A 394-nucleotide genomic window follows, 5' to 3' on the forward strand; every position below is an offset into this window, starting at 1 on the left:
GCATTTCGGGGATAAATGCGCCGCCGAATTCTCCGTAATATCCATTTTCGTCTGGGTTTTTATAATTTGTTTTAATCATTTTTGTAATTAATTTCTGGTTGATGTTTTATTTCAAAATTCAAAGAGTTGGCAATGAAGCAATATTCATTTGCTTTTTGATGCAGCTCAATTGCTTTTTCAATCATATTCTTTTCTGCAACTAAAATTTTAGGTTTAAGAATTATTTCAGTGAATTTGCCACTTCCATGTTCACTTTCGATCATTGTTCCTTCAGCAAAATCTATATATTCTAAGACCAAAATCTTATTGACCGAGCAAAAATGCAGATACCATAATAAATGACAGGATGAAACAGAAGCCAACAATAAATCTTCAGGATTGTGAAGTTCGGGAT

At 32.2% G+C, this 394-nt stretch carries 1 protein-coding gene; it reads right to left on the reverse strand.

Features of this window, described 5'->3' with window-relative positions; translation table 11 throughout:
• Positions 1 to 71: 71 nt before the first annotated feature.
• Positions 72 to 394 (reverse strand): OsmC family protein (locus D7Y13_RS50275; RefSeq protein WP_208734751.1); only part of this gene is annotated, 323 nt, incomplete at its 5' end.

Origin of the sequence: Corallococcus praedator (assembly GCF_003612125.1) — a bacterium.
GTDB classification, from domain to species: Bacteria; Myxococcota; Myxococcia; order Myxococcales; family Myxococcaceae; genus Corallococcus; species Corallococcus praedator.